This is a genomic window from Streptomyces geranii, from assembly GCF_002954775.1.
Lineage (GTDB): Bacteria > Actinomycetota > Actinomycetes > Streptomycetales > Streptomycetaceae > Streptomyces > Streptomyces geranii.
In genome coordinates, this window is the sequence record NZ_PJME01000011.1 from 93,037 (window position 1) to 119,096 (window position 26,060).

Below are 26,060 nucleotides of genomic sequence, written 5' to 3' on the forward strand. Positions count from 1 at the left end.
GCGCGGCCGGCCATCCCCTGGGGAGATGGCCGGCCGTGTCGGGGTCCTGTTGCTCAGAGGGTGAATTCGAAGGGGTCGAACTGTCTGCAGATCGCCATATGGACATCCCCCATGCCCTGGCTGATCACCTTGCTGATATTCACCGCCTCCGTCACCGTCCGGCTCCCGCCCATGATGTTGAGGTTTGTCGGCGGGGAGATGATGTAGTCGGGCAGAATCGATCCGGGGCCGAATGATTCTACAACGTCGGGTGCGCCCGCGCCGCCCCGCTCCACCGCCGTGCCGACCGAATCCGGCAGCGTCCGCTTGTGCGGAATGTAGAAATGCAGGGTGGTGCCCTGGGGAACCATCATCTGCTTGGTGTTCTTGCCGAAGGTGCCGTGGCCCGCGTACACCGTGTCGCCGCCCGCGCGCTTGCCCGTCGTGACGCTCTCCGGGCCCTTGTCCTTGACGCCCACGTTCTTCTGGTCGCGGCCCTTCACCACCGTGGGCTGGTCGTTCGCGTCCTTGCGGGTCGTCTTCTTCGACGACGCGCCGGAGCCTCGCTCGCCCGCCTCGTCCTTCGGCTTCGCCGGTTTCTCCGGCTTCGGGGCCTCCTTCGGCTTCGGGGCCGGAGGCGGCACCACCTCGTCCGCCGCCTTCGTCGCCGCCTTCGCGTCCGACGCCGCGTCGACCGTCTTGTCGACGGCCTTCGCCGCGTCGATCGCCTCGTCCGCGTACTTCGCGCCCTTCGCCGCCGTCGCCGCGTAGCCCGCCAGCGGGATCGCCGAGGAGAAGGAGAGGGCCGCGTCTACGTAGTTGCCCTCCGCCAAGTACCACGCGCCGTTGATCACGTCCGCCGCCTCGCCGAACACCGGCACCAGGCCCACCACGTCGAGCGCCGCGTGGCCGATGTCGGACCAGCCCCACCACAGGCCCGTGGGGTCCGGGAACGCGATCGGGTTGTTGCGGCCGTACGCGTACGCGTTGAGATGCTGCGGGTCCGTCAGGTCCAGCACCGGGTCCACCGTCAGGAAACGTCCCGTCGCCGGGTCGTACTGCCGCGCACCCATGTGGACCAGGCCCGAGCCCGGGTCGTTCGTCGAGCCTACGAAGCCCTTCTGGCCCGGGATCGCGCCCGCCGGGCCTCTGATCTGGCCGAAGGGCGTCGTCCTGCGCTGAGTTACCGCCTGCGTGGTCGCGTCCACCGAGATCTCGGCGGTGCCGTTGTAGCCGCCGCCCAGCCAGTGCACCTGGGTCGGTGACGTGCGGATCGCGACCGTCGCGCCGCCGAACGTGTAGTAGCGGACCGCCGCCTTCACGTCGTCCGTCGTCGCCGGGGTGTTCTTGGTGTCGACCGTGAGTTCCGTGTCGCCCAGGTACAGGGTCGACTTGCCGTACTCGCGTCGGATCAGCCGCTGGCCCGACACGTCGTACACGTACGACGTGTGCTTGGCGAACACCCAGCGCTGTGCGGTCGTGCCGTTGCAGTCGTAGAGCTTCAGGTCCGTGCCGTCGGTCGTGACCGACGACGGGATGTCCAGGCAGCGGCCGGAGGCCGTGTGGCGCAGGCCTCCGTCGTCGCGGACGGTCCACTTCTGCGCCGCGTCCGCCGCGTCGCAGGGCTGCACCTGCACCGCCGCCGACTGCGCCGAACTCGCCGGTTCCGCACAGACGTTGAGCGCCTTGAGCTGGCCCTCCCTGGTCAACTCCCAGTTCTGCGCGTCCGTCGTCCCGCACGTGTAGACCTGGATGGGGGTTCCGGCCGCGGTCGCGCTGCCTTGCACGTCAACGCACTTGCCCGCGAGGCCAGTTACCTGGCCCTTCTCGCCCACCTTCGACGTCGAGGCCAGTCTGCCCTGCGAGTTGTAGCGCAGGACCTGGTCGGCGGCTGCGCCGAGCGCCGACGCCTGCTTCGTGCGCGCGACCGTGTTGCCCGCCGCGTCGTAGCCGTAGCCGTCGGTGGTGTTGGTCGTCGCCGTCACCGCGCCCGCGGTGTTCAGCGTCTCCGTCTTCACGGCCGTGCTGCGGAGAGCGTGGACGGGGAAGGTACCGGCCGTGTTCGGGGTGTACGTGCTCGTCACCCGCTGGGCCGACGTGCCGCCCGCCGCCGGGTTGACCGGGTTGCGGGTCTCCTGGGTGCGGTTGCCCGCCGCGTCGTAGGCGTACTGGTGCCAGTAGGGGGCCGGGCCGCCGATCGTGCTGCCCGCCGTCGGCTTCGCGCACGTCGTCGACGTCTGTGTCCACGCGTCCGTCAGTCTGCGCAGGTAGTCGTACTGGAAGCACTGGACGTCGGCCGTCTTGCCCTCGGGGGTGTCCGCGAGCTTGGTGACGTTGCCGGAGGCGTCGTAGACGTAGTTGAGGTCGGCGTCGGGAGTGGTGACCGACTCGCGGTCCAGGCGGGTCCGGGCGAGCCGGCGGGTGCCCTCCTCGTAGAAGTTGGTGAGCCAGGTCTGCTTGGCCGCGCTGCTCGTGCCGAGCGTGTGCTGGAGCGGCTCACCGAAGTTGGAGTACGTGGTGTCCCGTACGTAGTCCGTCGTGCCGTACGAGTAGACCGGCTGTCCGGCGAGGTTGTAGCCGTAACTGAGCTTCTCGGAGGCGAGGTTGGCCGCCGCCGGGAGGGTCATCGACTTCGGGGTGCCGTCCGTGCGGTACTCGGCGGTGGTGGTGTAGGAACCGGCGAGGCCCGTCTCGGCGGTGGGGACGGTGACCGTGGTCTTCGTCGGGCGGCCGTTCGCGTCGTACGACTCGACCGTCGACTTGTACTCGTTGCCCCCGCTGAAGGAGCTGGTGGAGGTGAGTCGGCCGATGCCGTTCGGTGAAACGGTGTCGTAGAGCCAGGAGTTGAGGACCGTCGTGCCGTTGGCGATCTTCGTCGTGCGGCCGAGGTTGTCGTAGGTGTAGGTGAGGGTCTGGGCGAGTGCGTCCGTGGTCGTCTTGACCTGGTCGAACTCGTCGTAGGTCATCGACGTGGTGCCCTTGTCGGGGTCCACGGCGGTCTTCTGCCGGCCCAGCAGGTCGTACGTCCACTTCCAGACGTTCTTGCCGGTCGTGTCGGTGACCTGTTCGAGGCGACCGGCCTTGTCGTAGTCGTAGTTCGTGGTGCGTGCGACGCCGGAGGTGTCGGCCGACTCGTACTCGACGAGCTTCGTGGTGCGGCCCTGGGCGTCGTTCCAGGTGGTGCTTGGGGTGCTGCCCGGCGGCGGGATCGTGGTCGTGTGGTCGCCGTGGTACTGGCGGTCGCCGCGCCACTTCGTCGTCCCCGCGACCTTGAACAGCGTCGCCGTCGAGCGGCCCGAACCGTCGTACACCGTCTCCGTGGCGGGCGGGGTGCCGCCCACCGCCGCCGACGAGTCGACGAGCGTCGTGCTCGGGTCGTCCAGGTTGTAGAACGGCCCGTGCTGGACGATCGCCAACCCGCGCGAGTCGTACTCGGTCAGGTTCAGGACCCGGCCCGTGTTCGGCGTCGGCGACTGGGTCTGGCGTTCGCGCAGCAGGCCGTCGTACAGGGCGTGGGCGACCGTCACGTTGCCGTTCGCGCGCAGGGTCTTCGTCGTGACGTAGGTCGGGGCGTCGGCTCGGATGCCGTAGACGTACTCCGTGTCGGGTACGTCCGTCGCCTTCGCGTGGCCCGGCAGCCAGACCTTCGTCAGGCGGCCCAGGGCGTCGTAACTCAGGTCCGTGCGCTGGGAGTTGGCGTCGATCGTGCTGGTGACGAGGCCGAACGCCGGGTCCACCACCGATGCCGTGCTCTGGCCCGTGCCGCCGGTCGCCGCCGGTGGCGTCGTGACCTTCATGCCCGTGACCGGGCCGCCCGTCGCCGGGGTGTAGGAGGTGACGGTCTTGTTGTCCTTGGTGTCGTAACTCGCCGTCACCCGGCCGTGGATGTCGTACTCGGTGCGGCCGACCGTCTGCAGCGTCGGCGTCCCGTCCGTGCCGTAGCCGGTGACCCGGCGCGACGACGACACCTCGCCCTGCGTGGGCTCGGCGCCGTACGCCAGACCGTCGTACACCGTGCGTACGTCGGAGATCGCGTCGCCGGGAAGGGACGCGGCCGTGTCGCAGTTGACCGCAACCGTCGAGACCCGCTTCACCAGCGTGAGCAGGGTCTTCGCGTCGTTACGGGCGTACTCGTAGCGCGTGCAGGAGTCGTCGGACGCGTCCGTGTTGGCCTTGTCAGCACCCACGTCACCCAGGTCCGAGGACTTCAGCAGCATGCCGTAGGAGTCGTAGTCGTGGACTATCGCCGTGCGCCGGACCGCCGAACCGTCCAGTGCCGTACGGGTGTCCACCCTTGCGGTGCCGGTCAGTTGGGCCTTGTCCGAGCCCTCCGTCGCCGTCGCGGCCGACAGCCAGGGTGTGTTGACCGAGCCGCTGATCTCCTTGGCCGTGCGGTCGGCCGCCGTGTCCGCCGGGACCGAGGAGTAGGTGCGCGTTTCGAGCAGGTAGCTCTGGAGGCGGTCGGCGTCCTCGACTCGCGTTCCGTCGGAGGCCGTTGTCCAGACGTCCTCCGTGCCGCCGTCCTCGTTCGCGCGGTCGCCGTCCATGCCGCGCAGGAAGGTGCTCTCGGCGCTGAGTTGCTGGGTGGTGGAGTCACCGGTGACCGTGCGGACCGTGCGGAAGCCCCGGAACTGCGACCAGGTCTTCTTCTTGGCCTTGGCGATCTCGCTGTCGTCGTAGCGCCAGGCCGCGCCGCCGTAGTAGCTGTACCTGGTGACCGTGTCGACGCCGGGGACCGTCGCGTCGTCCTCCGTGACCGTGTCCACCACGTACTTGTGGAACCAGTCCTCGTCCTCCCCGATCGTGCCCTCCTCCGACCAGAAGGACGGGAAGCACAACTTCGTGTTGCTGGAGGGGGTGCGGGTCTCGCCCGCCTTGCACTCGGTGTCCTTGTACGTCACCGAGGTGACGCCGCCGGTCTCCGAACGGATCGCCCTGATACGCCACTTGCCCATCGGGAGGCGGCCGTCGGTGTTGGCGTAGACGCGGTTGTTGTTCTTGACGCCGTAGAAGACCGTCTTGAGGCCCTCGCTGGTGGCGCCGTTCGCCTTGCCGGTGTGGGTGATCGACTGGAGCCACAGGGAGGCGGTCGAACCGTCGCCCGTGTCGGGGTAACTCTGGTCCAGGGTCCAGGTGTCGACGGGCGCGTAGGTGCCCGCCGACTTGCGGATCTCCGTCGTCACCGACGTCAGGCGCTTGCGGGAGAAGAAGGACGGCGACCACTGCTCCTCGCAGGAGTCCTCGTCCTTGCAGATCTGGTCGAAGGGCACGTCCGGCCAGGAGGCGGCCGTGTCCTCCTTCAGGTCGCCGGGTTCGCAGTCGGCGGCAGCCGCCTTGCAGCGTTCGGCCGTGCCGAAGACGACCCGGGCCGGGGCCTCGGAGGTCTGGTCGGTGCCCTTGCGCTCGCCGTACTCGATGCGCTTCAGGTAGCCGCCCCGGTCGTAGGCGACGGAGACGTCGTCACGGTTGGCGCCGTAGCGGTTGGTCTCCTTCTCCCAGTACAGGGTCATCGAGTTGTCGTGCGTGTCGAGGACGTAGTCCAGGTTCCAGCGCCAGGTCTGGTTGCAGCGCGACTCCTTGAAGGTGTCGCCGTGGCAGGGCTCGCCGGAGTCGTCGCCGTAGACGGGGGTCTGCCAGGCGGAGTCCTGGACGCCCTCGCCGTCGTCGGCGGTGCGCTTGTTGCGGCCGAAGTAGTAGCGGGTGCCGTCGGTCGTGGTGACGAGCCAGAACTCCTTGCTGTCACCGGAGTTGAAGCCGCCGGACCAGCGCTCGATCTTCGTCCCGTCGTCCGTCTTCAGACGCCAGGTGCCTTCGAGCTTCATGTCCGGGTTGCCGTCGAGGGTCTTCGACGAGTCCGCGCCGGACTTCTTCACCAGCTCGCCGTTGCGGCCACCGAACGACATGGTGGCGTTGTCGGAGTGCCAGCACTGGTCGTACTTCTCCTCGCCCTCCTCGTCGTGACCGTCGTCCTTGCAGGAGCGGTAGGAGCGCTCGATGTAGCCCTGGGAGAGGTCGAAGCCCTCGCCGACCCAGCTGGTCTGACCGCTGGTGGAGGACGTACGGCCGTCCACCGAGCCGGAGTTGTAGGAGAGGCTCAGCTGCGGGGAGGGGCCGGCGACAGCGGGCGGCACCCGGAGCGGGTACTGCCAGGAGAACGAACCCGAGTTGCCTGCCATCTGCCAGGTGCCCGCCGGTGTCAACGGGGTCGCCGCGAAGCTGCCGTTGGGGCCCGAGGAGCCCGCCGAGACGGCAAGTACCGTCGCTGCGGCGGCCGTTGCGCGTACACCCTTGACGGTGCCGGGTACGGTCACCTCCGCCGTCAGCGTGCCCGACTTGGCGTCGTTGGTCGTCGGGAGCGCCTTGCCGGGGGCGCAGTTGGCGGCGGCAGGGTTGGTGAGCGCACACGCCGGGAGCTGGACGAGGCGGAGCCGGGAGGCCCAGTCGCCGCCGTACGCCCGCGCGAACTTGCTGTAGTCGACCTCGACGGCGACCTTGCCCGCCGAAGCAGCCGGGCCGACCGGGTTCGCGCTGTCGGCCCTGGTCAGCGTCAGTACCGGGCCGTCCATGCCCGCCCGTCGCGCCGACGCGCGGTCCAGGACGCGTACCGAGACCTTGCCGGGGACCTTGGACGCGAGGGTCCGGGCTGCCTCGGTGCGGGTGGCCTTCCTGGTGGAGACGAGGCCGGAGCGGACCGACGCGGGCGCGGACACGCGCACCGGGAGCGAGCCCGCGGCGCCCTCGACTGCCGCCTGGGACCTGGTCAGTCGGCCGGTCAGGGCCTGCTTCCGCAGGGTGGCCAGGGGCAGTTGGGCCACCGCGGTACCGGCCGTCGGCCACACCCCCTTGGGCGTCGCCGTGCGGGACGCCTTCGTCGCGTCGTCCGACGGTACGGCGAAGGTGTCCCAGAGGATCGGCGCGACCGGGACCGACTCCATGGTCTGCGTCTTGGGCCGGCGCTGCTCCCGCGCCTGTTCGTCCACCTCGGCCCACGCGGGCGTCTGGAGGAGGGTGATGCCGAGGACGCCGACGAGTCCGGCGGCGACGGCACGTCCGGCGGCCCGGACCCGTCTTCTCGGCTCGGGTGGGGTGGGGGGTGCCCCCGTGCGAATGCGCATGACAAGCCTCTCTGCTGGTGCTCTTGATGCGAAGGCGTGATGAGTGCGAAGGCGTGAAAGGCGGCGCCCGCAGGCCGGTCGTGCCGTGCGGGCGCCGTAGGAGAACTGGCTGTAGGTGAACTGCCGCCGGGTCAGTCGGAGTTGGCGGCCTTGTCGATGTCACGGGCGCCGAGGACCGTCGGGTACACCCGGATGTCGTCGATGTCGCCCTTGAACGGGTTGGCGAACGCCCCGCTCCAGCGGGCCCGGCCGACCTGGAAGCCGCCGTCGGCGTGCCAGACCTTCGTCGGGTCGTACGTCGTACCGTCGTCACCGGACGGGATGACCTGGTCGGAGCCCTGCTCGATCCCGTTGACGTACAGCGTCACCGAGTTCCTCGACGGGTCGAACACCCCTGCCAGATGGACCCACTTGCCGACCGGCGAGGCGCCCGGCACGGAGGCCTTCGCCCGTGCCGCGTCCGTCCCGGTGGCGGCGTCGCGGTGGCGGCCGAAGACCCAGCCGAGGCTGGTGGACCAGTACAGGGCGAAGCCGTTGCCGTTGGCGCCGGTCTGGCTGACGACCGCCCGGTTCTCGCTCACGTCGGAGACCTTGGCGCGGGCCATGACGGTGAAGCCCTGCCGGGTGTCCACCAGGTTCGCGGCGGTGCCGAAGCCGGTCGCCGTGCCGTCGAAGCGGATCGCCCTGTCGGTGGCGACGCCGGAGTTGCTGCCCGCGACCCAGCTGCCGCCGCTGAGCGTCAGCGGGTCCAGGTCGGTGCCGGTCCCGGACGCGGAGTCGGCGCCGGTGGTGCCGGTCGTCTCGTCCAGCCGGTACGAGGCCACCGCGCACTGCTCGGCGGGCGGGTCGTCACAGGCACGCCCGGACTGGAAGACGTAGTCCTCGACCGGACCGACGTTGCCCGCGTCGTCCACGCTGGCGACCGAGAGCACGTTGAGCCCGAACCTCGGTACCGCGACCCCGACCCCGGTGGCGGCGGCGCCGCGCGTGGCCGGGTCGGTCGAGGCGGCCAGGGTGTCGGTGTTGAGGCCGTAGACGTAGCGGTCCACGTCGTTGCCGTAGGCCGGGTCGACCGAGCCGTTGGGCGCGAAGGAGAAGGTCGGCGTGGTGCCCGACAGGATGTCGCCGGTCGTCTCCAGGGTCACCTTCGGCTTCGTGGAGGGCCGGGTGTTGTCGTACGAGAACTCGCACCAGTCGGACCAGGGGCCCGGATCGATGCCGTCGGTGGCCTGGGCGTGCCAGTGGTAGGTGTGCCCGTGCTTGAGGTTCCCGGCCGGGATGGCCTTCTCCATCACGCCGTCCGCCTTGTACGCCGTCCACAGGTCGCCGTACACCTGCACGTCGTCCGCGTTGGGGAGCATGTCCCAAACCCGGTACAGGGAACGGACGTTGTGCGGGTCGGGGTCGGTGACGTCGACCGTCAGGACGGGGGTGTCGTCCCGGATGAAGGGGCGGGCGGCGCCGGTGACACAGCCCGTGGTCGGGCTGGTGGTGCGCTCGTTGGCCGGTTTGCTCGGGATCGTGTTGTAGAAGATCTGGAGGGTGCCGGAGCTGCCCTTGAACCGCTTCCAGCTGCCCGTCGCGTCCTCGTCGGCGGCGCGCAGCGAGAAGGCGATCAGCGAACCGGTGCCCGCCTTGGAGCGGACGGTGGCGGTCAGGTTCTCGTTCGTCTCGTCGGGGTTGTCGTTGAAGGCGACGTCGGCGTTCTCACAGCCGTGTTCCTCGTTGCCGAAGGCCACCTTGCGGTCGCCCATCAGGTTGCCGTCGGCGGGCTTGTTGTTCCAGTTGGTGGCCTTGGAGAGCTTCGCCGCGTCGACGAGGTGCAGATTCACCCAGCTCGGGGTGCAGTTGTAGGCGAAGGTCTCGTAGACGTGGAAGGTCGCGTCGTAGATCTTGCGGTTCTCCCAGCCGTCCAGGTTGTACTCGAAGTACATGCGGCCCACGTACGGGGAGCCGCAACCGGCGCCCACACAGCGGCCGATGCCCTTGTCGTCCTCGAAGTTGGGGTATTCGGTGGCCGGGGAGGCCGAGTTGGCCCAGGTGTAGAAGGAACGGGACGCGGACTTGTCGGGCTTGTCGACGGCCAGCGGCGGGTCGATGTACAGCGGCAGCGAGGCCGCGTCCACCGAGGCGAGCAGCGCCGGGTCCGGGGTGAGGGTGACCGAGTCGGCGTCGATGTCCAGGGCGACCTGGGCGTGGCTGTCACCGGGCATGGGCGCCTCGGCGGGGTCCTCGCGCAGGGCGTCCTTGTCGGCGTCGGCCGAGGCGTTGGCGCGCGCCTCGCTGCCGGAGTCCCACATCAGGGGCGTACCGCCGGAGAAGACGGAGTCGCCGGTCACCGCGTCGACGACGGAGATGCCGCCGGCCGCGTTCTCCTCGATCCGCAGGCCCTCGCTGGTCTGCGTCAGCTCGATCTCGGCCAGTTCGGGGTCGTCGGCGGCGTCCTCGGTGCGGACGACGAGGATCTGCCGGAACCCCTCGGCGCCGGCGGTCATGTGGAGGTCGACGCCGGGGAGTACGGAGCGGTACTCGGCGGTGTCGCCGTTCAGGACCGGCGGCGGCAGCGGGGTCGGCCAATTGAGGGCGGCGGAGCGGCCGGAGTCCTCGACGGCGACGAGCGGGTCGGTACCGCCGCCGGAGAACTCGACGTCGATCAGGGCGGTACGGGGGCCGACCGAGCCGTCCGGCTTGACCTCAAGGTCGGTGTCGATGTCCTTCCAGGAACCGTCCGGCTGCGGCGCCCAGCGCGGGGCGGCGGACAGCTCGCTGCGGAATCGCCCGTCGGGCTGGGCGAACACCCGCTCGTTCACGTCCCGTTCGGCGATCACCTCGACGGGTTCGCCGGTCTCGCGGGCCAGTTGGGAAGCCGTCTCGGACGGTGTGGCCGAGGCGTCCGTCTCCGTCGAGGCGGCCTGCGGCCGGTCCTCGGCGGTGGCGCCTGCGGCCAACGCCCCCACCAGCAGCGCCGGTGTGAGCACCAGCGCCATGGCGCGGGCCCCGACCCGTCTTCGGGCACGACTGATCGTCATCTACCACTCCCCCCGTTCCGGCGGTCGACCGGATCACGTGAACTTCTGTGAACACCATGTGTGGCGTATGTGGAGGTGAGCGTAAATGGCCAACTCCCCTTTGTCTGGCGGGATTTAGGCGGGCGAATCTCCTACGGCCGGGCCAAGCAGGGCAATTGAACGGGTGATTTACCTCACCGAAATTCCGTGCAACGGATCAGGGCCGTCACGGACCGTGTCGGCCCCGGCGACCGGATCTCCTCAACCGGAGGAACCCTCCGAATTTCCGCGTGCGCTCGTCGCCGCGCCGTGATCGGATGCTGTCGTGGGCCGTCAGCGGGCCGGCGACAAGGGCGCGGGCAAGAGTGGGAGCGAGAGCCGGGGCGTGCGGCCGGGCACGCCGCCGCAGGAGGGCGATCCGGGGTTCTGGCACGCCTGGTCGGCCCGGGTGAGCGAGCTGCTGGGCCAGACCCTCGACGAGACGCCCGCCGCGATCGGCGTACTCGACACCGGGCTGCGCTACCGCTACGTCAACGCCACCCTGGCCCGGCTGCACGGCATACCCGCCGACGAGCACCTCGGCCGTACCGTCGCCGAGGTGGTGCCCGGGGTCGACGCGCGCGAGGAAGTACTGCGTGCCGTGATGGCCGACGGCATCCCGCGCGAGACCCTCTCCAGCGGCCACACCCGAGCCGCCGCCCCGCCGGAACGCCGCTACTGGCACGGCGCCTACCACCGGCTGCGGCACGAGGGCCGGACCGTCGGGATCGTCGGCATCCTGCTGGACGTCTCCGCCGCCCGCCAGGAGCAGCGCGAGCTGGAGCGGGCCCGGGAGCGGCTGACCCTGCTGGACGAGGCCGCCACCCGGGTCGGCACCACCCTGGACATGGACACCACCTGCCAGGAACTGGCCGAGTTCCTGGTCGCGAAGCTCGCCGACGCCGCCACCGTGAAGGTCCTCCCCGAGCACGGCACCAGCCGGGCACCCCGGGACGGCTCGCTGCGGCTGCGCCGGGCGGCGCTCGCGGCGACCCCCGAGCTGGAACCGGCGATGCGGGCGCTGGGCCGGCCCGGCGAGTACGTCGACCACGGGCCCGGCTCGTCCCTCGTGCGCTGTCTCGCGGACGGCCGCCCGGTGATCGACAACCTGCTGGACGAGCAGGACCCCGACTGCGCCGAGGCGCACACCGGGGACGTCGGCGCCTACCGGGCCGCCGGTATCCACTCCGCGCTGATCGTGCCGCTGACCGCGCGCGGCCACGACGTGGGCACGGTCACCATGATCCGGGCGCACGACTCGGCCCTCTTCGACGAGACCGACGCCGTGATCGCCCAGGACCTGGCCGGCCGGGCCGCGATCAGCCTCGACAACGCCCGCCGCTACACCGCCGAGCACAACGCCGTCGTCCAGCTCCAGCGCGCCCTGCTGGCCGAGCCGGGCCGCCCGCACCCGGACGTCGACGTCGCCTACCGCTACCGGCCCGCCGGACGGGGCGTCCTGGTCGGCGGCGACTGGTACGAGACGGTCGCGCTCGGTGACGGCCGGACGCTGCTCGCCCTGGGCGACGTGATGGGCCACGGGCTGGAGGCGGCCGTCGCGATGAGCCGCTACCAGGCGATGCTGCGCGTGATCGCGGCCCGCGAACCCGCCCCCGACCGCATCCTCCTCGAACTCGACGACCTCCTGCACACCACCGCCGCCGACCGCCCCGCGACCTGCGTGATCGCCGTCGCCGACCCGCGCCGGGGCATCTGCACCTTCGCCAACGCCGGACACCTCCCCCCGGTCCTCTTCGGCCCCGACGGACGCGCCGCCCTCCTCCCGGTCCCGCCGGGCCCGCCCCTGGGCACGGGCGACAGCCGGTACGTCTCCTACACGGCCCCCTGCCGCCCGGACCACACCCTGCTCCTCTACACCGACGGCCTGGTCGAACGCCGCCACGAGGACATCGACGCGTCCTTGCGCCGCCTGACGCGGGTACGGGGCCGCCCGGGCCCGGAGGAACTCCTCGACCTGGTCCTGGACGAGGTCGCGCCCGAGGACCCGGAGGACGACATCGCGCTGGTCGCCGCGAGGTACACGCGGAGCGGAGGCTAGGGTTCCGATCGACCGGGCCCATCGGCCGGGTCTACGGAAAGGAACCCTGTGGCGGAGCACGTGGAACGGGTGGAGCACGTGGAACGGGTGGAGCACGTGGAACAGGTGGAACGGTTCGAGGTAGTACGTGAGATAGCGGCGCCCGCGTCCCGGATCTTCGGCCTCCTCTGCGACCCCGACGGGCATGTGGCGATCGACAGTTCGGGCATGCTCCAGGCCGCCGACGGGGAGCGGGTGCGAGCGGCCGGTGACTCCTTCGTCGTACACATGGACCGCGAGGCGCTGAACGACCTGCCGATGGGCCGGTACGACGTCACCGTGGAGATCACCCGGTTCGAGCAGGACACGCTCATCGAGTGGACGCCGACGTCCCCGCGCCTCCAGCCCTCCATCAACCACCACTTCGGCTACCGGCTCCGCCCGACGGCGAACGGCACCGAGGTGACCTCGTACTACGACTGGAGCCGCATCCACGAGCGGTACCGGGCGGCCGGGATATTCCCGATCCTCCAGGAGTCGGCGCTGCGGGCGACGCTGGGGATTCTCGCGCGGACCGTCGAACGGGCCGCCTGACTCATCGGGCCCGCGCGGCTGCTGCTAGCCTCGTCACGCTTGTCGGGGGACAGCCAACGGGGGCTGGACCATCTGCCGTCCAGGAGGCCCCAGTTGGCCAGTCGTCGCTCCACCGCCCGTGGCATCACAGCCACGCTCGCCGTTCTCGCCGTGACCGCCGGGCCCGGACCGCTCGCCGTCCCGGCCGCCGGCGCGGAGACCGCCGCCGTCGCGGCGGACACCGTCTTCCAGTCGGACCGGTACGCCCCGCGCGGGGACGACCTCCACAGCGCCGGTCCGAGCGGCTACCTCCACGCCCAGGAGGGCAGGTCGGGCTACCTCTGGACGTCGTACGACACCGGTACGACCACCGAGTTGGGCTCCCTCCCCCGGGTCGGCCTCCCGGCGTACCTCGGCTCGTCGTCCGACACCGTGACCGACGTCGTCTCGCGGAACGAGAAGGTCGTCCTGCGGGACATGGCCGCCGGTACCTCGACCGAGGTCGCCCTCACCCACGGCACGTACTGGGCCACGTACGGCAGGCATGTGCTGAGCCAGGCCCGTACCGCCGCCGGCGACCGGGTGCTGTGGCTGTACGGCGACGGGGCGCCCGCCGAGGGCACGACGGTCGACGGCTGGCCGACCGGGATCACCACCAACTTCACCACCGTGGGCGGCGACAGCGGCACCGCCGTCATCAGCTACGCGCTCGGCGCCACCCAGCACCTGGCGCTGGTGGACCTGGCCGCCGCGAAGGTCACCGGCGACGTGGTGGTGTCCGCCGCTCCGACGGCCGTCGCGCTGAGCGCGGACCGGCTGGTCTGGTACGCGTCCGGCAACACCGCGCACGTGCTGAACCGCGCCGACCTCTCGGCCGCCGAGACGACGGTGCCCCTCCCCGGCACCGGAGGCAACCCCTATCTGGGCATCGCCGGCCGCTGGCTGGTTGTCGCCCGTTCCGCGCCGGCCTCCAGCGACCTGGGTGACGTGTCCGGCCGACCGCTCATGGCCGTCCCGCTGGCGGGCGGCGACGCGCTCACCCTCCTCCGGCACGCGAACACGTCGGTCACCCCGGCACCCGACGGCGGCCTCCTGGTCGCGGGCGGCACCGACTCCGCGCACTGGGCGGTACGGAAGCTCGCCGACACGGGGGCGGGGACTCCGACGCTTACGGAGGTGACCGCCGTTCCGCCGGTGGCCGCGAAGATCGACCGGCTGTCGCTGCAGAACGGCAACCTGGCCACCGACGAGGCCGACAGCAGCGCCTACCCGGGCTTCTTCACCCGGCGGATCTCGACGACGGATACGTCCTACTCGGCGGGCACTCGGACCTGGCACATGTTCAGCACCTACGGGAGGACGGGCCCGTACTCCACCGGGGACGGGCGCACGGTGATGGTCTACCCCGACTCCGCCCCCGACGGGCAGGGCTCGTCGGTCCAGTCGCTCGACGACACCGACAGCGCGGGATTCTTCTTCCCCTCGGCCGCCGGCACCGTCCTCGACGTCACCGGCCGCTACGCGATCGTCAACGGCTCCTCGCCCACCAAGCAGTACGTCGGCGACCTGGGCGTCTACACCGACCTCAAGCCCATCCTCACCCGCTCCGTCACCGCCGCCTCCGTCTGGGGGCCCAAGCTGTGGACCCCGGGCACCGCCAAGGGTGTCGTCAACGCGCGGGACGTGCGGACCAACAGGACGACCGACACCGTGCACACGGGCGCCCCCTGCGTGCCCAAGGAGCTGCAGGCAGTGGGCCGTTGGCTCTACTGGTCCTGCGGCCCGACCGCCGCCGCCGGTGTCTGGGACCGTACGGCGAGGAAGAGCGTCCCCGTCCCGTCCGGCGAGGCGCTGCTCGGCGACGGCTACCTCGTACGCCACGACACCTCGGCCGGGGCCCTGCTCCTCACCGACTTCGCCGACGGCAGCGCGGCCACCCGCAAGATCGGCGACCTGGCGGCGGGCAACTCCAGCCTGCGCGGGGTGACTTGGACGGTGGACAAGTTCGGCGGCCCGGCGGCCTATGTCGACGCCGACCGGCGGATCCACCTGGTGCCCAGCGGGGTCGCGCCCCAGCCGCTCGGCCTCGTCGAGTCCGAGGCGACCGACAACAAGCACAGCGGCGACGGGGACACCAACCCGTGGTGGCAGTGGCGCGGGTTGCTGAGCAGACCCGCCGCCTCCTGGCAGGCCACGATCACCAGCAAGGCCACCGGCGCCCTGATCCGGACGTACACCGGCGGCGAGGCGGACAGCGCGCCCACGGTCCGCTGGAACCTGCGCGACAGCGCGGGCGTGCTGGTCCCCAACGGCTCGTACACGCTCAAGCTGACGGCCCCGCCCGCCGACGGCACCGGACCGGCGCTGACGATGTCGCGCACGTTCAACATCTCCACGGCGGCCCCCGTCCGCCACGACTACATCAACAACTCCTGGGAGCCGGACGGCATCGGCGACGTCGTCGGCCTCAAGTCGTCCGGTGTCATCAGCTACATCCCGGGCAACGGCAGGGGCGGTTTCGGTACGACGATGTCGGCCTCGGGCTGGCCCTCGACGGTGAACCTCCTGGTCCCGTTCGGCGACCTGAACGGCGACCGCGACAACGACATCCTCGTGCGCTACACCAACGGCGAACTGCGGGCGTACCGCACCGGGCACGCGCAGACCTTCACCACCAGCACCTCGTACACCTCGTTCGGCAAGGGCTGGAACCAGTACGACGTCCTGACCCACCCCGGCGACCTCACGGGCGACGGCCGCCCCGACCTGATCGCCCGCAAGGCGTCCACGGGCGAGGTGTTCCTCTACAAGGGGACGACCGGGAACAGGCTCGCGGCACGGGTCCGGATCGCCGCCAACTGGTCGGGCTACAAGAGGATCGTGGGCGTCGGCGACTTCAACGGCGACGGCCGGGGCGACCTGTTGGCGCAGGACAAGGCCAACACCCTCTGGCGGTACGACGGCACGGGCACCGGCACCTTCGAGGCGCGGGTGAAGGTCGCCACCAACTGGGGCTCGAACTACAACGCCGTCATCGGCATCGGCGACCTCACCGGCGACGCGAAGGCGGACCTCGTCTCGCGCGACACGGCGGGCAACGTGTGGCGCAACTCCGGTAACGGCAAGGGGTCGTTGGGGCCGCGCACGAGGATCGCGACGGGCTGGCAGTCGTACAAGGGTCTGTACTGAGCCGCGCGGCCCCGCTACTGTCCTGAGCCAGAGAAGAGAATCAGCTTCTCACTCGGGAGAACCTGAGAATCCGTTCCCTGAGGACTGGTCCTGCGCGCGGCCGACACCGGAGGAGCAGTGAGGCTCGGATTCATCGGGGCGGGCCGGATGGGCCGCCCGATCGTCGACCGGCTGCGGGCCGCGGGACATGAGGTGACGGTCCTCGTACGCCGCCCGGAGTCCCGCGCGTCAGCGGCGGCGGCCGGTTTGACCTGCGCCGGGACGGTCGCGGAGACCGTCCGGGACGCGGACGCGGTGTTCGTCACCGTGCTGACCGACGAGCAGGTCCGCTCGGTGTGCCTGGGCCCGGCCGGCGCGGTCGCGGCCATGCGCCCCGGGGCGACCCTCGTCCAGCACACCACCTCCGCCCCGGCCACAGCCCGACTCCTCGCACAGGCCGGGGCAGAACAGGGGATCGGAGTCCTCGACGCGGCCCTCTCGGGCAGCCCGCCCGACATCGCCGAGGGGCGGCTGACGCTGTGGGTCGGCGGGGAGGAGACGGTTCTGGAGGCCGTACGACCGCTGCTGTCGACGTACGCCTCGCCGGTCCTGTGGGTCGGGGCGGCGGCGGGGGACGGGCAGCGGGTGAAGCTCGTGAACAACGCGCTGTTCGTGGCCCAGGTCGGGCTCGCGGTCGACGCCGTACGGCTGGCGGGGTCGCTCGGGATCGACGAGCGGACCCTGCTGGCCGTCCTGCCGCACGGCAGCGGGGCCAGTCGTGCCCTGTCCGTCGTGGCCGGTGGTGGTTCGGTGGACGCGGTCGCGGGGCGACTGGCGGCGCTGATGCGCAAGGACGTCGCCGTGGTGCGCGAGGTCGCGCGGAGCGCGGGGGCCGACCTCGGGATCATCGGGGCGGTGCTGGCGTCGGAGGCGGTGGAGAGCAAGGTGCTGGGGGCGGCCCGCGCACCGGACGACCAGGACTCGCGGAGGGCGGCATCGTGAAGGTGGGTTTCATCGGGCTCGGCAGCATGGGGTTGCCGATGGCGCGGCGCATCCGGGCGGAGGGGCACGATCTCACCCTGTACGCCCGGCGGCAGGCGTCGCTTGAGCCCTTCGCGGGCGCGGACGGGGTGACGTTCGCGGCGACCCCCGCCGAACTGGGCGCGGCGGTCGAGTCGGTCGGCGTGTGCGTCTTCGACGCGGCGGGCGTCGAGGAGGTCGTGTTCGGGCCGAACGGGCTGGCGGGGGCGATGGAACCGGGGAGCGTGGTGCTCGTGCACAGCACGCTGTCGCCCCGGCAGATACAGGCGATCGCCGAGCGGGCGACGCCGTACGGTCTGCGTGTCCTCGACGCGCCGGTGAGCGGGGGCAGCGCGCGGGCGCTCGCGGGCGAGCTGACGGTCATGGTGGGCGGGGAGGCGGAAGCGCTGGCCGACGTCTCCGGGCTGCTGGCCGCGCTCTCGGGGCATGTCGTGCATCTTGGCGGGGTCGGGGCCGGGTCGTACGCGAAGCTCGTCAACAACACCCTGTTCGCCGCGCAGATCGCCCTCGCGGACGACGCGATGCGGGCGGGCGAGGCGCTGGGCGTCGACCCGGCGGCCCTGGCGGACATCCTGACGACGAGCAGTTCGGCGTGTGTCGCGTCGGGGGTGCGACTGCGGGCGGGCTCCCTGGCGGGGATCGCCGGCACACCGGCCGACGCGGCCCTGACGAAGGACGTGACACTGACGGCGGAGCTGCTGGGCGAGGGCGCCCCCGGCGGCGAACTCGTGGTGGCGGCACGGCGGTTCGTGACGGGCATGCGACAGGGGTGACCGAACCCGGCCCCGTGGTCGGCTGCTTGGACTCCACCCGCCCGAACGGGTCGCGGGCGTCATCGCGCTCCGTCCCGACGCCTGACGCTCGGTTCGAACGGATCCGGCGGGGACTTCCGTCGGTCTCGGTCCGGCGGAGCCAAGCGGGGTGATTGCCAAGTGGCTCCGGACTCGGCCATCAGCCCGGCCTACCGGCTACCGGGCGTCATGGCCCCAGTGACCGCCGACCCGCCAGTTCCCCGTCTCCGATCTCCGGTCTCCGATCTCCGAGTTCGGTGACGCGCCCCTGACGGGCCCACGACGACAGGGCCTGACCCGGGCCTAGCCCGCGGCGGCCGGCTCCGGCACCGGGGACGACGCCGTGGCCGGCGGATGCGCGAGGTCGTAGGCGCTCTCCGCGTGCAAGTGGACGTCGACGCCCTCCTGTTCGACCTCGGGGCGGACCCGTAGGCCCATCGTCTTGTCGAGGGCCTTGGCGATCAGCCAGGTCACGGCGAAGGAGTACGCGAGGACGGCGAAGGCGCCGACCGCCTGCTTGCCGACGAGGGAGAGGCCGCCGCCGTAGAGGAGGCCGTCCACGCCGTTGGGGGCGTCCGAGGTGGCGAGGATGCCGACCAGCAGGGTGCCGGTGAGGCCGCCGACCAGGTGGATGCCGACGACGTCCAGGGAGTCGTCGTACCCGAACTTGTACTTGAGCCCGACCGCCAGCGCGCACACCGCGCCGCCGATCGCGCCCAGGGCCAGCGCGCCCAGCGGGGAGACCGCGCCGCAGGACGGGGTGATCGCGACCAGGCCCGCGATGGCGCCGGAGGCGGCGCCGAGGGTCGTGGGGTGGCCGTCGCGGAGCTTCTCCACGAGGAGCCAGCCGAGCATCGCGGAGCAGGTGGCGGTGAAGGTGTTCAGTACGACGACGGAGGCGGCGTTCGAAGAGGTCAGCGCGGAGCCGCCGTTGAAGCCGAACCAGCCGAACCAGAGCAGGCCCGCGCCGAGCATCACCAGGGGGAGGTTGTGCGGGCGTTCCTGGCCGCCCGCCTTCTGCCAGCCGATGCGTCTGCCGAGGACGAGGATCACGGCGAGGGCGGCGGCGCCGGAGTTGATGTGGACGGCCGTACCGCCCGCGTAGTCGATGGCGCCGAGCTTGTTGACGATCCAGCCGCCGACCACGTCCTTGCCGTCGAAGGCGAACACCCAGTGGGCGACCGGGAGATAGACCAGCGTGACCCAGATGCCGGTGAAGGCCATCCAGGCGCCGAACTTGATGCGGTCCGAGATCGCGCCGCAGATCAGGGCGGCGGTGAGCGCCGCGAAGAGGGCCTGGAAGGCGGCGAAGACGGAGAGCGGGATGACCGCCTTCGGGTCGTCCGCGATGACGCCCTTCATGCCGAAGAACTCGGTGACGTCACCGAGCAGTCCGGCGCCGCCGATGGAGTCGCCGAAGGCGGCCGAGAAGCCGTAGACGATCCAGATGCAGCCGACCAGGGCGACTGAGCCGAAGGTCATCATGATCATGTTCAGGACGCTCTTGGCGGCGACCATGCCGCCGTAGAAGAGGGCCAGGCCCGGCACCATCAGACAGACGAGGGCCGTGCTCGCGAGCATCCAAGCGGTACTTCCGGTGTCCATGCGCACACTCCGCGGAGAAGTCCAGCCGAAGGAAACAATGTTTCACCGCAGTAGACAGGTGGCGCGTTACGGGACATCGCCGTGGCTGATTAAAGCCCGGTTTCGATGCCGACTCTCAGTGCTGCGGGCTGTCGCCGAAGGCCGTCACCGTCAGGAACTGGATGGGGAGTTCGAGCAGGCGCTCGGGGCCGTGCGGGGCCTCGCCGTCGAACTGGAGGGCGTCGCCGGGGCGCAGGGTGTAGCTGGACTTGCCGTGGCCGTACGCCATCACGCCCTCCAGCATGTAGATGATCTCGGTGCCCGCGTGCTGGAACAGCGGGAAGACCTCGCTCTGTTCGGTGAGCGTGACGAGCAGGGCGTCCATGCGTTTGTGGGTGCCTCTCAGCGAGCCGAGCTGGGCGTACTCGTGGCCGACCTTCGTCCCGCGCCGCACGATCCGGGCGCCATGGCCCGCCGGGACGAAGACGGCCTCGCGTTCGTCGTCCATGCCCCGGAACAGGGCGGTCACCGGGACGTCGAGACCGCGCGCGAGCCGGGAGAGGGTGGTGAGGCTGCACGCGGTCTGGGCGTTCTCGATCTTTGACAGCATCGCCTTCGAGATGCCGACCCGTTGTGCCATCTCCCCGACCGACAGTCCGGCCGCCTGACGGTACTCACGCGCCCGGACCGCGATGACGCGCTCCAGCGCCTTGTCGTCGGAGTCGTGAGTTTCGTCGGAGCCGTCGGCGTGTTCAGGGTGGTCGGTCATCGGCGCATCTTAACCAGCGCGTTCCAGACGGAAACGGGGGTGGGGTTCGGTGCGGCCGAGGGCGAGGTCTGCGGCCAGCGCGCCGATGAGCGGGGCGAACTTGGCGCCGTGGCCCGAGCACGGGGAGACGATGACGAAGGGGCCGTGGCGGTCGAGGACGAAGTCCTCGTCGGGGGTGGTGGTGTAGAGGCAGGTCGTCTCGGCGACCGGGTCGGGGTCGAGGCCGAGGAGGCGGTCGCGTACGAAGCCGCCGACCCGGGTGCGCGAGGTCGGGTCGACGACTCCGTCGCGGGTACGGGCGGAGGTGGGCGTGCCCCGGTCGTGCTCGGCGACCTTCATCGCGGGGAGCGGACCGCCGTCGCTGCCCGAGGGCAGGCCGTAGAGGTGCAGTTCCCCGTCCCAGATCAGGGTGGGCCAGCGGACGGCCGGGTCCCGCTGCCGGAAGTGGAAGACCTGCTGCTGGGTCACCTTCAAGGGGGGTAGGGGGACGGGCAGTTGGAGGTCGGGCAGCCAGGCTCCGGCCGCGATCACCACCGTGTCGGCGACGATCTCGTGACCGTCGTGGGTGCGCAGCCGTGCCTTCCCGTCCGCCCGGACCTCGATGCCGGTGACCCGGCTGCCGATGAGCGCCCGCGCCCCGTGCTCGATCGCCCGCCGGACGCAGGCGGCGACGGTCTGGTCGGCGTCGACCGTGCCCGCGTCCGGGTGGTACAGCACCGGGCCGGTGATACGGATGTACGGCCAGCGTTCGGATGCGGCTTCCGGGCGGAGGAGTTCATGGGGCACTCCGGCCGCGGCGAGGAGGCCGGCGATCGCCCCGGGGTCGCGGTCCTCCCCCATGTCGAGCCCACCGGTCTTGCGCAGCAAGGGAGTTGAGCTGTCCTGCTCCAACTCCCGCCACTGCTCGTACGCCTGGCCGGTCAGCCGTACGTAGAAGGGGTCGGCGTACGCCCGCCGGAAGATCCGCGAGCTGCCGTGCGAGCTGCCGTTCCGGTGGCCGATGTCGTACGCCTCGATCAGCGTGACCTCGTGACCGGCGCGGGCCAGCTGCCAGGCGGTGGCGGCGCCCATGAGCCCGGCGCCGACGACCGCGATCACAGGCCTGCTCCGGGGATCCAGTTCGTGCCGGCGAGGGGGACACGGGCCATCGCGGCGGACTCGATGGTGAGCGCGACCAGGTCCTCGGGCTCCAGGTGGAGGAGGTGGGCCTTGCCGCAGGCGCGGGCGAGGGTCTGGGCCTCCATCGTCATCACGCGCAGGAAGTTGGCGAGGCGGCGGCCGGCGTCCACCGGGTCGAGGCGGGCGGCGAGTTCCTCGTCCTGGGTGGAGATGCCTGCCGGGTCGCGGCCGTCCTGGTAGTCGTCGAAGTAGCCCGCCGCTGAGCCGAGTTGGCGGTACTCGGCGTCGTACTTGGGGTGGTTGTCGCCGAGCGCGATGAGGGCGGCGGTGCCGATGGCGACGGCGTCCGCACCGAGGGCGAGGGCCTTGGCCATGTCGGCGCCGGAGCGGATTCCGCCGGAGACGACGAGCTGGACCTCCCGATGCACGCCCAACTCCTGGAGTGCCTGGACGGCTTGGGGCAGCGCGGCGAGGGTGGGGATGCCGACGTGCTCGATGAAGACGTCCTGGGTGGCGGCGGTACCGCCCTGCATACCGTCGACCACGACCACGTCCGCGCCCGCGTGCACGGCGAGCTTCACGTCGTAATAGGTGCGGGTGGCGCCGACCTTGACATAGATCGGCTTCTCCCAGTCGGTGATCTCGCGCAGTTCGAGGATCTTGATGGCGAGGTCGTCGGGGCCGGTCCAGTCGGGGTGGCGGCAGGCGCTGCGCTGGTCGACGCCGACGGGCAACGTCCGCATCCCGGCGACCCGTTCGGTGACCTTCTGCCCGAGCAGCATGCCTCCGCCGCCGGGCTTGGCGCCCTGCCCGAGGACCACCTCGATGGCGTCGGCGGCACGGAGGTCGTCGGGGTTCATGCCGTAGCGGGACGGCAGGTACTGGTAGACGAGATGCTTGGAGTGCCCTCGCTCCTCCGGCGTCATCCCGCCGTCCCCGGTGGTGGTGGAGGTCCCGGCCTCGGACGCACCCCGGCCCAGAGCCTCCTTCGCCTGCGCGGAGAGGGCCCCGAAGCTCATCCCGGCGATGGTGACCGGGGTGGCGAGGTGAAGGGGGTTCTTGGCGTGCCGGGCCCCGAGGACGACGTCGGTGTCACAGCGCTCCCGGTAACCCTCAAGGGGATAGCGGGACATGGAGGCACCGAGCAGCAACAGGTCGTCGAAGTGCGGCAACTTGCGCTTGGCGCCCCACCCCCGGATGTCATAGATACCGGTCTCGGCGGCACGCTGAATGGCGTGGATGGTGGCACGGTCAAAGGTGGCCGACTCGCGAAGGCCGTGGGTTGCGGGTTCCAAGGTCAACTCCTTGAATTGGGCTGAGGAGGGCGCCCCTTTAGGGGCGCGGGGAACTGCGCGACCAGCCACATACGGCCCGCAGCCGAAAAATCGCTAATAAGCCGCCGAGTTGTCCACCTTGAAGTGATAAAGCGCCCTGGCGGAGCCATACCGCCGAAACTCCGAGGGGTCCTCGTCGCGCTCGGCCGCCTTGAGCAACTCCCCCAACTCCGAAAGATGTTCCGCCCGCATCTCCTTCTCAACACAGTCCGCACCGAGCGACTTGACCGTGCCGAGGACATAGATCCGTGCCTCGTAAAGAGAGTCCCCGAGCGCCTCCCCCGCGTCCCCGCACACGACCAACCTCCCCGCCTGCCCCATGAACGCACTCATGTGGCCGACGTTCCCGCCGACCACGATGTCGACCCCCTTCATGGAGATCCCACACCGCGCCGACGCGTCCCCGTCGATCACCAACAGCCCCCCGTGCGCGGTGGCCCCGGCCGACTGCGACGCGTTCCCCCGGACCCGAACCGTCCCGGACATCATGTTCTCGGCGACACCGGTACCCGCATTGCCATGAACAGTGACCGTCGCCCGCTGGTTCATCCCGGCGCAGTAATAGCCGACGTGCCCCTCGATATCGACGGCGAGATCCTCCCGCACGCCGCAGGCAACCGCATGCGCCCCGCGCGGATTCAACACCCGCCAGACATCCGCACCCCCAGGCGCGTGCAGCGCCCGATTCAGCTCCCGAACCGGCGTCTCCGCCAGGTCGATCAACGTCGCCGCCATACGTACACCTCTTCCGGTTCGGGTTCGAAGATGCGGGCGTTCTCGATGCCAGGGAGGACGTCGAGGGCCCGGTACTCGGAGGCCATCGCCACCCACGCGTCGGTCTCGGCGACGAGGGCCGGCTTGCAGGCGATCGCGTCGCGGACGACCGCGAAGGAGTCGCCGGTGGAGACCAGCAACGTATAGAAGCCGTCGAAGCGTTCGCAGAGCAGCTTCAGCGCCTTCTCCAGGTCGGCGCCCTGTTCCAGTTGGTGGGCGACGAAGCGCGCGCCGACCTCGGAGTCGTTCTCGCTGTCGAACTGGACGCCCTGGGCGCGGAGTTCGCGCCGGATGGTGGCGTGATTGGCGAACGAGCCGTTGTGGACCAGGCATTGGCCGGGGCCGACCGAGAAGGGGTGGGCGCCCTCCGGCGTCACGGCGGACTCGGTGGCCATCCGGGTGTGGCCGACGCCCTGCCAGCCGGTGACGTCGGCGAGCCCGAAGGCGTCCGCCAACTCCACCGGATTTCCAGTGCCCTTGAGCACGGCGAACCCCTCGCCGGAGCCGATGACCCGGGCGTGGGGCAATGCGGTCGCGAGCTGGTCGATGTCCGCGTGGACGACAGTCGTGGCGTCGGCGTCGTAGGCCCGAACGCCTGGCATGACCGCCTCGACCTCGGCCTTCGAGGTGCCCAGCAGCGAGACGACGGTCCGTCCCGGCGGGGACAGGCGCGGGTCGCCGTAGACCGCGACGCCCGCCGAGTCGGGGCCGCGTTCGACGACCTGGCCGAGCATCGCGGTGAGCAGCTCGCCGAGCCGGGGTTCGAGTGAGGGCTCCCTCAGATGGAGCCCCACGATTCCGCACATCTCGTCAAGTCCCTTCAGGCGGAGGTCGGACAGAGATCAGAAGGCAGTCAGATAGCGGTCCAGCTCCCAGGGGCCGACCGTCGCGTGCCAGTCGAAGAACTCCTCGCGTTTGAGGTCGGCGAAGTACCCGCTCACGCCGGTACCGACCGCGTCCAGCGCGCCGCTGATCACCTCGTCGGCCTGGAGCGCCTCGACGGCGTGCAGCAGGGTCGGCGGGAGTTCAGGGCCCTTGCCGGCCGCGCCGGGCTCGCCCGGGTCGAGGCCGCGTTCGATGCCGTCGAGGCCCGCTGCGAGGGCGACGGCAGCGGCCAGGTACGGATTGGCGGCGCCGTCTCCGCCGCGCAGTTCGACGCGGTTGCCGTCGGGGACGCGGACGAAGTGGGTGCGGTCGTTGCCGCCGTAGCTCGCGACGCGCGGTGTCCAGGTGGCGCCCGAGCGGGTCGAGATCGCGCCCGTGCGCTTGTAGGAGTTGACGGTCGGGGCGATGACCGCCTGCAACGCCCGCGCGTGCTCGACGATCCCGGCGACGAAGGAGTAGGCGAGCGGGGAGAGTCCGAGGCCACGCTCGTCGGTGGCGTCGGGGAAGGCTGGCTCCTCCCCCCGCCACAGGGACATGTGCATGTGCATGCCCGTGCCGGTGCGGTCGGTGAACGGCTTCGGCATGAACGTGGCCGTCATGCCCCGCTGTTCGGCCAGCATCGACACCAGGTACCGCATGGTGATGACCCGGTCGGCGGTCGTGAGGGCGTCGGCGTGCTTGAAGTTCTGCTCGAACTGGCCGTTGCCGTCCTCGTGGTCGTTGGCGTAGTTGCCCCAGCCGAGGGAGTTCATGGCAGTGGAGACGGCGGTGAGGTGGTCGTACATCCGGGTCAACCCGCGTGCGTCGTAACAGGGTTGGGCGGCGGTGTCCCGGGAGTCGGCGACGCGCAGCACACCGTGCTCGTCCCGGTTGACGAGGAAGTACTCGACCTCGGCGCCCACGGACAGCGACAGCCCCGAGGCGGCGGCCCGCTCCAGCTGTCGGCGCAGGATGACGCGCGGGGCGTAGGGCCAGGGCTCGCCCTCGACGTACGGGTCGCAGTGGACGAGGGCGAGGCCGGGCTTGACGAAGGGGACGGGGGTGTACGAGGACGCGTCGGGGCGGGCGATCACATCGGGGTCGCTGGGCTGCTGGCCGAGCGCACCGGCCGCGTACCCGGCGAACCCGACGCCCTCGTCCCGGAGTTCCTCGACGGCCTGGGCCGGGACGAGCTTGGCGCACGGTTTGCCGGTCAGGTCGACGAAGACGGCGAGGACGAACTCGATGCCGTCGGCGCGAACCAGTTCGGCGAGATCCGGAACATCGGGAAGACCGGCGAGATCGGGGGCGGCGGTCACCATGGGCCCCTCCTTAGGGTGTCCACTGTGGTGAATCGTTGTTGCATACGAGTAGACTCCCGGGGCGTTACGCGGAGATTTCCGCGGTGGAAGCTCCCCGTAAGACTCGACGACCCCGCACTTCGTCGCGGCACAGAACGGACGGTCGTCGATCCGCGTCCTGGACGCCCGCACCGAGCCGAACGACCCGCGCGTCCGCGACTGGTTCGCGGTGCTGTACGCCTTCCAGGGCAGGCACGACTGCTCGTTCACGCACTTCCGCGTGCTGGACATCCTGCTGCGCCGCCGACACACGTACCGCTTCCCGCTCGACCGTCACCCCGACCACGCCGAACGCTGCGCGTACCTCGCCGGGTTGACCGCGTTCACCGGACTGCGCACGTTCGACGAGGAGTCCCCCGAGATCGACGTGGTCCGTGAGGTGGCGCTCGCCGCCGAGCCGGAGGGCGATCACCAACTCATCGGCGAGTGGTACGCGTTCGGCTGCGAAACCCTGCTGGGCGGCCCCAGGCGCAGGGGCCGGCCAGGGAGGGAGGGGACGGGCG

Annotated in this window: 15 protein-coding genes; 5 read left to right on the forward strand and 10 right to left on the reverse strand. The window is 70.9% G+C overall.

From position 1 onward, the window contains the following. Nucleotides 1-53: 53 nt before the first annotated feature. Together CW359_RS17690 and CW359_RS17695 are read right to left on the reverse strand one after the other, a co-directional pair. Nucleotides 54-7,094, reverse strand: coding sequence for a ricin-type beta-trefoil lectin domain protein (locus tag CW359_RS17690; RefSeq protein WP_105970915.1), 7,041 nt, complete (start codon nt 7,092-7,094; stop codon nt 54-56). A gap of 131 nt (nt 7,095-7,225) precedes the next feature. Continuing rightward, complete coding sequence (locus tag CW359_RS17695; RefSeq protein WP_157968560.1) at nt 7,226-10,123, reverse strand: LamG domain-containing protein; 2,898 nt, start codon at nt 10,121-10,123, stop codon at nt 7,226-7,228. Nucleotides 10,124-10,427: 304 nt separating this feature from the next. Here CW359_RS17695 and CW359_RS17700 point away from each other — a divergent pair, with 304 nt between their 5' ends. The 5 genes from CW359_RS17700 to CW359_RS17720 all read left to right on the forward strand — a co-directional run bounded on the left by CW359_RS17700 (nt 10,428) and on the right by CW359_RS17720 (nt 17,734). Then, nucleotides 10,428-12,200, forward strand: coding sequence for a SpoIIE family protein phosphatase (locus CW359_RS17700; RefSeq protein ID WP_105970917.1), 1,773 nt, complete (start codon nt 10,428-10,430; stop codon nt 12,198-12,200). A 48-nt stretch (nt 12,201-12,248) separates the two neighbouring features. After that, entirely contained in the window at nt 12,249-12,773 is a 525-nt protein-coding gene (locus tag CW359_RS17705; RefSeq protein WP_232838431.1) for an SRPBCC family protein, read from the forward strand. 93 nt (nt 12,774-12,866) lie between these two features. Continuing rightward, the gene (locus CW359_RS17710) at nt 12,867-15,941 is read left to right on the forward strand and encodes an FG-GAP repeat domain-containing protein (protein WP_105970918.1); all 3,075 of its coding nucleotides are present in this window, start codon (nt 12,867-12,869) and stop codon (nt 15,939-15,941) included. A 117-nt stretch (nt 15,942-16,058) separates the two neighbouring features. Then, nucleotides 16,059-16,922, forward strand: a complete 864-nt coding sequence (locus CW359_RS17715; protein WP_105970919.1) for an NAD(P)-dependent oxidoreductase — start codon at nt 16,059-16,061, stop codon at nt 16,920-16,922. Beyond that, nucleotides 16,919-17,734 (forward strand): NAD(P)-dependent oxidoreductase, encoded by an 816-nt coding sequence (locus tag CW359_RS17720; RefSeq protein WP_105970920.1) that lies wholly within the window; start codon nt 16,919-16,921, stop codon nt 17,732-17,734. Before CW359_RS17715 ends, CW359_RS17720 begins: the two co-directional genes overlap by 4 nt. 321 nt (nt 17,735-18,055) lie before the next feature. On the opposite strand, the gene CW359_RS17725 is transcribed toward CW359_RS17720, so the two are convergent. The 8 genes from CW359_RS17725 to CW359_RS45300 form a co-directional block, all read right to left on the reverse strand. After that, nucleotides 18,056-19,357: an ammonium transporter gene (locus tag CW359_RS17725; RefSeq protein ID WP_105970921.1), complete on the reverse strand. Its 1,302-nt coding sequence runs from the start codon at nt 19,355-19,357 to the stop codon at nt 18,056-18,058. 115 nt (nt 19,358-19,472) lie between these two features. Next, nucleotides 19,473-20,105, reverse strand: coding sequence for a helix-turn-helix domain-containing protein (locus CW359_RS17730; RefSeq protein ID WP_105970922.1), 633 nt, complete (start codon nt 20,103-20,105; stop codon nt 19,473-19,475). A 9-nt stretch (nt 20,106-20,114) separates the two neighbouring features. Beyond that, nucleotides 20,115-21,203: an FAD-dependent oxidoreductase gene (locus CW359_RS17735; RefSeq protein WP_105970923.1), complete on the reverse strand. Its 1,089-nt coding sequence runs from the start codon at nt 21,201-21,203 to the stop codon at nt 20,115-20,117. After that, on the reverse strand, nt 21,200-22,519 hold the full coding sequence (locus CW359_RS17740) for an FMN-binding glutamate synthase family protein (protein ID WP_198655256.1): 1,320 nt from the start codon (nt 22,517-22,519) through the stop codon (nt 21,200-21,202). The genes CW359_RS17735 and CW359_RS17740 overlap by 4 nt, the downstream gene beginning before the upstream one ends. 93 nt (nt 22,520-22,612) lie before the next feature. Then, entirely contained in the window at nt 22,613-23,293 is a 681-nt protein-coding gene (locus CW359_RS17745; RefSeq protein WP_105970925.1) for a GltB/FmdC/FwdC-like GXGXG domain-containing protein, read from the reverse strand. Continuing rightward, a complete protein-coding gene (locus tag CW359_RS17750; RefSeq protein WP_232838432.1) occupies nt 23,278-24,126 on the reverse strand; it encodes a class II glutamine amidotransferase domain-containing protein in 849 nt (282 codons plus the stop codon). The genes CW359_RS17745 and CW359_RS17750 overlap by 16 nt, the downstream gene beginning before the upstream one ends. Nucleotides 24,127-24,174: 48 nt before the next feature. Then, on the reverse strand, nt 24,175-25,518 hold the full coding sequence (glnT, locus tag CW359_RS17755; RefSeq protein WP_105970927.1) for a type III glutamate--ammonia ligase: 1,344 nt from the start codon (nt 25,516-25,518) through the stop codon (nt 24,175-24,177). 64 nt (nt 25,519-25,582) lie between these two features. Continuing rightward, on the reverse strand, nt 25,583-25,969 hold the full coding sequence (locus CW359_RS45300; protein ID WP_157968561.1) for a hypothetical protein: 387 nt from the start codon (nt 25,967-25,969) through the stop codon (nt 25,583-25,585). Between the last annotated feature and the right edge of the window lie 91 nt (nt 25,970-26,060).

Coding starts and splice junctions, on each gene's coding strand:
- CW359_RS17690 (WP_105970915.1), bottom strand. CDS start 7,094: ATGCGCATTCGCACGGGGGCACCCCCCACCCCACCCGAGCCGAGAAGA.
- CW359_RS17695 (WP_157968560.1), bottom strand. CDS start 10,123: ATGACGATCAGTCGTGCCCGAAGACGGGTCGGGGCCCGCGCCATGGCG.
- CW359_RS17725 (WP_105970921.1), bottom strand. CDS start 19,357: ATGGACACCGGAAGTACCGCTTGGATGCTCGCGAGCACGGCCCTCGTC.
- CW359_RS17730 (WP_105970922.1), bottom strand. CDS start 20,105: ATGACCGACCACCCTGAACACGCCGACGGCTCCGACGAAACTCACGAC.
- CW359_RS17745 (WP_105970925.1), bottom strand. CDS start 23,293: ATGGCGGCGACGTTGATCGACCTGGCGGAGACGCCGGTTCGGGAGCTG.
- glnT (WP_105970927.1), bottom strand. CDS start 25,518: ATGGTGACCGCCGCCCCCGATCTCGCCGGTCTTCCCGATGTTCCGGAT.